Source organism: Arthrobacter sp. (assembly GCF_031179985.1).
Taxonomy (GTDB): Bacteria; Actinomycetota; Actinomycetes; order Actinomycetales; family Micrococcaceae; genus Arthrobacter.
This window is the reverse complement of sequence record NZ_JAPSHJ010000038.1, coordinates 1-4,972: the sequence shown is the minus strand read 5'-3', so window position 1 is coordinate 4,972 and position 4,972 is coordinate 1. Positions and strand designations below refer to the sequence as shown.

Sequence of the window (4,972 nt, the reverse complement as noted above, 5' to 3'; positions counted from 1 at the left end):
ACCATGGCCTGATACGGCGTCCGATTGGAGTTGATGAGGGCATAACGGCCCCTGTGCCTGATGACGTCGGGGCGGTTCTTGAGGCGCGCGACAGCCGCCGGCGACGTTATTTCCGGATGGCTCCGGACGTCGTCCGATGGCTGGCTGCCGTAGTAGATCTCATCCTGGACCAGTGCGTCTGTAATGGCGATTCTCCGAGCTGTTTAATACGAGGGGTTCTACCTGCATAATAACGGAGAATAAAAAACGCGAGTCAAACGTCGGTTAGCCTGCAAGGATGCGTTCAGGTGGTCAATGCCTCCCGCCAGCCGCGCAGGAAAGCACCCCCGGCGTCGTCGTGAATGATGGTGCTGTCCAACCCGAGGTCCTCCGCCGTGAGGATGTCATACGGTTTCTCCGGAACGCCATCCGCCGGACGGACGTCCACGTGCTTCACCGGGTGGTCGTTGTGGTGGAGCCAGTCAGCCATGGCGTAGTCCGTGCGCGAGTCTCCAACGGTGCGCCAGGCTTGCGGGGTGATGCCCTGGGCGGCCAGCAGTTCAACAGCCCGGCTTGCCCCAAGATCCTTGCCCAGCCGGATGGACTCGATGTCAGTGGAGATGATGGTGGGATCCACGCGGTAGTCCACCTGGTCATCCGAATCCGGTTCATGGTGGTCCAGGCGGACCACACCCAGGCCATGCCTGGCCATGAGCTCCATGGCGTCCGCGTCGAAGAGTTTTTGCTCGTCCAGGTAATCAGCGTTCGCCACTGTGATGTGCTGCTCTACTGACACCATTGCCCGCTTGGTCTCGTCAAAGAACATATGGCTGGCGTAGTCCTCCGCCACGAGACGCCGGACGTCGTCGCCGTACGCCTCGGGTACGGCCAACTCACGGTCCACGTGGATAGGACCAGGGCCGTCCGCGGTGTAGCTGAACCAGACAGCGCCCTTCTCGCAGATGGCATGGATGATGGTCCCGGCCGGGATCCCGGCAGCGATCATTGGGTTCATGACCTGTTCGCGAATGAAGGCGTCCGAGCGGCCCGTGTTGAAAATGACCGGGATCCCGGCAGTGGCCAGGGCAACGAGGTCGGCGATAATTTCTGCTTTGACGTTGCGGGTGACGGGACTTGCCACCGGCCCGTCGACGTCGAGCAGCAGGGCCAGTGGGGGAGTCGACGGCGGGGCAGCGGCCACAGGAGTCTCGGGTGCAGTCATGCACCCATTGTGTCAGCAGGCCCTCACCAGATCCGTTCCGGAACCTGAACGTTGCACCTCATGACGAATGGTCACTGTTTGGCTACAACCTCTTCGTGACAGGGGTCATTCGTTCCGTTGGTGCTGCTTCTTCCATAGGCTTACAGAGTGATATTCAAAGCTGTGGGCGAGGGACGCCCCTATCCCGACCATGGTTACAACACGCCCAAAGCATGGGCTGCTCTTCCTCCGCGCCCTGTCCGCCTGGACGAGCTCGTGACCACCAAGCGGACCCTGGATCTTGAAGCCCTGCTGGCCGAGGATTCAACGTTTTTCGGTGACCTTTTCCCCCATGTGGTGGAGTACCAGGGGGTGCTTTACCTGGAGGACGGGCTGCATCGGGCAGTCCGCACTGCACTTCATCAGCGGAACGCCATTCACGCCCGCGTGTTGGTGATAGATGGCTAAGAAACCGCAGGACCCTTCAACCTTCCACGGGCACCACGTGGTAACAGGCCCCGAGCTGCGGGCCACGCTAATTGAACATGACGAGCGCGATTTCGAACCTGTGCGGATACGCCGCAGGATTATTCACGGCGTGGTGTTGGTGCTGCTCTTGGCCCTGATCGCCAGCGGGGTGGTGGTGGCCCTGGCAATCATGAACGGCCAGGTCACCATCGCGACGGCGGAGCCAAGCAAGGAACCTGTCACGCTCTGCCCGACGGCGATTCACGACTACACGCCGAATGAGAAAGTGAACCTGAACGTCTTCAACGGCACCAGCCGGGCCGGACTTGCCAGGACCGTGGCGGACGAGCTCCTGGCCCGGAAGTTCGCAGTGGGGAACGTGGGGAACCAGGAAACGGGGTACCGTGGCGTTGCCGCCGTGATTTCGGGAGCAGCCGGCCAGTCCGCCGCCTTTACTGTCCAGCGGAACCTACAAGGCTCCGACTACTTCCAGGACAACCGGGCGGATGCAAGCGTGGATCTCATCCTCACCAACGACTACCAGGCACTCACGCCACCGGAGCTTGTTGACCAGACACCCGGGAAACTCAGCTGCCCGCGTGAAACCCGGCGTATCGTGGACGACTCAAAGTGGCCTGTTGTCCCGCCGGCGGGCTGACACGGCAGGCTGACCGTTTCGACGGTTCCCTGCGGGGTAGACGGTGCGGAACGTCGAGTGGGAACGGAACCGTCGAAATGGCCGCTACCTAGCCGCGGGCTGGGTGACACGGACGGGAAGGCTCCCGGCGTCGTCGAACCTGGCTCCGGCACCCAGCTGGATGAACCGGACGGTCCGGTCGACGGCGTCCGGTGTTCCATCGCCGCGCGCTGCGCTGGAGGACAGGGTGCCGTGAATCAGTTGCGCGAGCTGGATGACGTCGGCGACGGGCAGGTAGCCCTGGGCCATGGCCTCCCGAAGGATGTCCTGAAGGAGCACACTCAGTCCGCCGACGTGGTCCGCCAGCCTCGAGAAGGAGGCGGGGGAAAGCACCGTACCCATTGCAGGGCCTGGCGGGAGATGGCGCCGGCTAAGGTCCTCCACCTGTGCCCGCACGTACAGAGCCAGCTGCTCCACAGGGTTGTCCAAGGACTGAAGTGATTCACGGAGTCCGATGAGGAAGCGCTCTGTTTCATCCAGCGCGTAGGCGATCAGCAGCTCTTCGATGTCCGCATAGTAGTTGTACACGGCGGTCCGGCCGACGCCTGCTTGGCGGGCCACATCCGTCATGGTGAGACCGGGCAGCCCATGGGAAAACAGGAGCTCGCCGAAGGCGGTCAGGATACGCCGTTGGGTTTCGGCACGTTGGGCGGCGTTTGTTGGCGCCGAAATCCTAGGCATACAGACACATTACCGTTATCTGTCAGCAAACTTCCCGACGGCGGAAGCTGCCAGGCCGGTAGCCGGCCCTTTTGCTCTCCGGCAATTGGGAGGACGATTAAGGGGCATCCATCATAAGGAGGTCAGTGATGTGCTACGGATACAACAAGGATTTCGGGCGTGACACCAGGAAGGATGCTTCACGGAAACCTGAAGAGCGCCTGCAACCTGAAGAAAGGCCGGAACCCCGTGTTGAGGTGAACGACTTCAAGTTCTGGGCCTTCCCCCGCCGCCACCGGGAGTTTTCTGCTCCCGAACCGGTAGTCGACCGCACACGCGAGAAGGTGTGACGGCCCGGGAGGTCGAAGTGAAAAAGGAAGGCCCCCAATGTGCGGGACCTTCCTTTTCAGTTGCTCAGCTGGTGGCCAGAACTAGATGGCACAACCATCGGGACCGCAGACGACGCCGTCACCCTCGTCTGCGGTGCGGGCACCAGTTTTGTCACCCGCAGCGACCATGACGAGCGGGTGGGATTCCTGCCAGCCCTGCTCCAGAGCCTGCCGGAACGTCTCAACCGGCTGGGCACCGGAGAGGCCGAACTTGCGGTCGATGACGAAGAAGGGCACGCCGCTGATACCCAGGGCGCGGGCTTCAGCGAAGTCCTGCCGGACGTCGTCGGCGAACTTGTCTGTGGCGAAGAGCCCGGCCACCTCATCGGCGTCGAGCCCCAACTCCAGCGCCACTGAGGTCAGGTACTCCGTGCTGCCGATGTCCTTGCCCTGCTCGAAATGCCCGCTGAGCAGTCGCTCCTTTGCCTCATCCTGAAGGCCATGGGCAGCGGCGAGATGGATGAGCCGGTGTGCGGTGAAGCTGTTCGCCACCACAATTGTGTCGAAGCGGAAATCCAGTCCCTCGCCTTTAGCCTGTGCTGCAACGTGGTCAAACATCTGCGAGACCTGGGCCGCGGCCATGCCCTTGCGGGTGCTCAAATAGTCGAGTTCGGTGCCGTCGTAATGCTCGGGCAGGGAGGGGTCCAGCTGGTAGCTCCGCCACTTCACCTCAACGGAGTCACGGTGGGGGAACTCGGCGAGGGCGGCTTCGAAGCGGCGTTTGCCGATGTAACACCAGGGGCAGGCCACATCGGACCAGATCTCAATCTTCATGCTTGCCACAACTGCAGTGTCCCTGCACTCATTCCCATGTGGGCATATGGATTTGGTCACAGGGCGGGGTTGGCAGGACGCTCAGGCCGGAAGCGCACGCTCCATCACGAAGTCGTGCTCAACGGTATTGCCAAGCTTGAATGTTTTGGTTCCGACTTTGTTGAAGCCGGATTTTTCGTAGAAGCGGATGGCTTTGGCATTCTCGCTGTTGACGCCCAGCCAGAGTCCACGTGCGCCTGCAGCTGCCGCTGATTCCACCGTTGCGTGCATCAGCTCTGCAGCAGCCCCGAGCCCGTGGTGGTCCGGATGAAGGTAGCACTTGCTGAGTTCTGTGGACGGCACGAGGCTTAGGGCAGAGGCGACTTCCGGGTCTTTGGCAGGCCGCGCGACGAGCATGCTGTAGCCACGCAGTTCTCCAGTGGCTTCAATGACCAGGATGGTGACGTCCGGGTCCGTGGCGTAGGTGCGGAAGTGTTCCTCGCTCAGGGTGTTCGCCAAGTGGGCGGCGATGTCGGCCGGTGAAGAGCCCGGCGGGCAGGCCAGCGGAAAGGTAACGCCGGCCAGCTCTGCCAGCCGGCCGGCGTCGTCCTCTGTTGCTTTTCGGATGATGTGCGCCATATCAAAACTCTAGCCCCGGAAGCCCGTGGTTTCAGTCCTGGTAGCGGTCAGTCCTTGGTGCTGAAGGCGGCGTCGAAGGAGGTGCTCGAGGCCGGGAAGTCGAACTTCTTGAGGGCGGCGAGGGCCTCGGGGGCGCCGTGGAGGCGGTCCATTCCGGCGTCCTCCCATTCGATGGAGATGGGTCCG

Annotated in this window: 7 protein-coding genes and 1 pseudogene; 3 read left to right on the top strand and 5 right to left on the bottom strand. The window is 62.3% G+C overall.

Going from position 1 to position 4,972, the window contains the following annotated elements:
* Positions 1–283: 283 nt before the first annotated feature.
* A complete protein-coding gene (locus RIN13_RS15350; protein ID WP_309108203.1) occupies positions 284–1,201 on the bottom strand; it encodes a hypothetical protein in 918 nt (305 codons plus the stop codon).
* Between the two features lie 147 nt (positions 1,202–1,348).
* On the opposite strand from RIN13_RS15350, the gene RIN13_RS15345 reads away from it, so the two are divergent.
* Together RIN13_RS15345 and RIN13_RS15340 are read left to right on the top strand one after the other, a co-directional pair.
* On the top strand, positions 1,349–1,648 hold the full coding sequence (locus RIN13_RS15345; protein WP_309108202.1) for a type II toxin-antitoxin system VapB family antitoxin: 300 nt from the start codon (positions 1,349–1,351) through the stop codon (positions 1,646–1,648).
* Positions 1,641–2,306: a LytR C-terminal domain-containing protein gene (locus RIN13_RS15340; protein ID WP_309108201.1), complete on the top strand. Its 666-nt coding sequence runs from the start codon at positions 1,641–1,643 to the stop codon at positions 2,304–2,306. Before RIN13_RS15345 ends, RIN13_RS15340 begins: the two co-directional genes overlap by 8 nt.
* Before the next feature lie 84 nt (positions 2,307–2,390).
* Here the strand turns inward: RIN13_RS15340 and RIN13_RS15335 are convergent, their stop codons facing one another.
* A complete protein-coding gene (locus RIN13_RS15335) occupies positions 2,391–3,026 on the bottom strand; it encodes a TetR/AcrR family transcriptional regulator (RefSeq protein WP_309108200.1) in 636 nt (211 codons plus the stop codon).
* Between the two features lie 128 nt (positions 3,027–3,154).
* Between RIN13_RS15335 and RIN13_RS15330 the strand changes: the two genes are divergently transcribed.
* Positions 3,155–3,355: a hypothetical protein gene (locus tag RIN13_RS15330; protein ID WP_309108199.1), complete on the top strand. Its 201-nt coding sequence runs from the start codon at positions 3,155–3,157 to the stop codon at positions 3,353–3,355.
* 81 nt (positions 3,356–3,436) lie between these two features.
* Here RIN13_RS15330 and RIN13_RS15325 read toward each other — a convergent pair whose 3' ends face one another.
* From RIN13_RS15325 to RIN13_RS15315, 3 genes and pseudogenes are all read right to left on the bottom strand, one after another.
* Positions 3,437–4,168 (bottom strand): DsbA family oxidoreductase, encoded by a 732-nt coding sequence (locus tag RIN13_RS15325; protein ID WP_309108234.1) that lies wholly within the window; start codon positions 4,166–4,168, stop codon positions 3,437–3,439.
* A gap of 81 nt (positions 4,169–4,249) precedes the next feature.
* Positions 4,250–4,786: a GNAT family N-acetyltransferase gene (locus RIN13_RS15320; RefSeq protein WP_309108198.1), complete on the bottom strand. Its 537-nt coding sequence runs from the start codon at positions 4,784–4,786 to the stop codon at positions 4,250–4,252.
* A gap of 47 nt (positions 4,787–4,833) precedes the next feature.
* A pseudogene (locus RIN13_RS15315) lies at positions 4,834–4,972 on the bottom strand (sugar phosphate isomerase/epimerase); the annotation flags it as partial.

What these genes read in the sequence shown, in the direction of transcription:
- RIN13_RS15330 (WP_309108199.1), top strand. Translation starts at nt 3,155, where the DNA reads ATGTGCTACGGATACAACAAGGATTTCGGGCGTGACACCAGGAAGGAT.
- RIN13_RS15350 (WP_309108203.1), bottom strand. Translation starts at nt 1,201, where the DNA reads ATGACTGCACCCGAGACTCCTGTGGCCGCTGCCCCGCCGTCGACTCCC.
- RIN13_RS15340 (WP_309108201.1), top strand. Translation starts at nt 1,641, where the DNA reads ATGGCTAAGAAACCGCAGGACCCTTCAACCTTCCACGGGCACCACGTG.
- RIN13_RS15320 (WP_309108198.1), bottom strand. Translation starts at nt 4,786, where the DNA reads ATGGCGCACATCATCCGAAAAGCAACAGAGGACGACGCCGGCCGGCTG.
- RIN13_RS15335 (WP_309108200.1), bottom strand. Translation starts at nt 3,026, where the DNA reads ATGCCTAGGATTTCGGCGCCAACAAACGCCGCCCAACGTGCCGAAACC.
- RIN13_RS15325 (WP_309108234.1), bottom strand. Translation starts at nt 4,168, where the DNA reads ATGAAGATTGAGATCTGGTCCGATGTGGCCTGCCCCTGGTGTTACATC.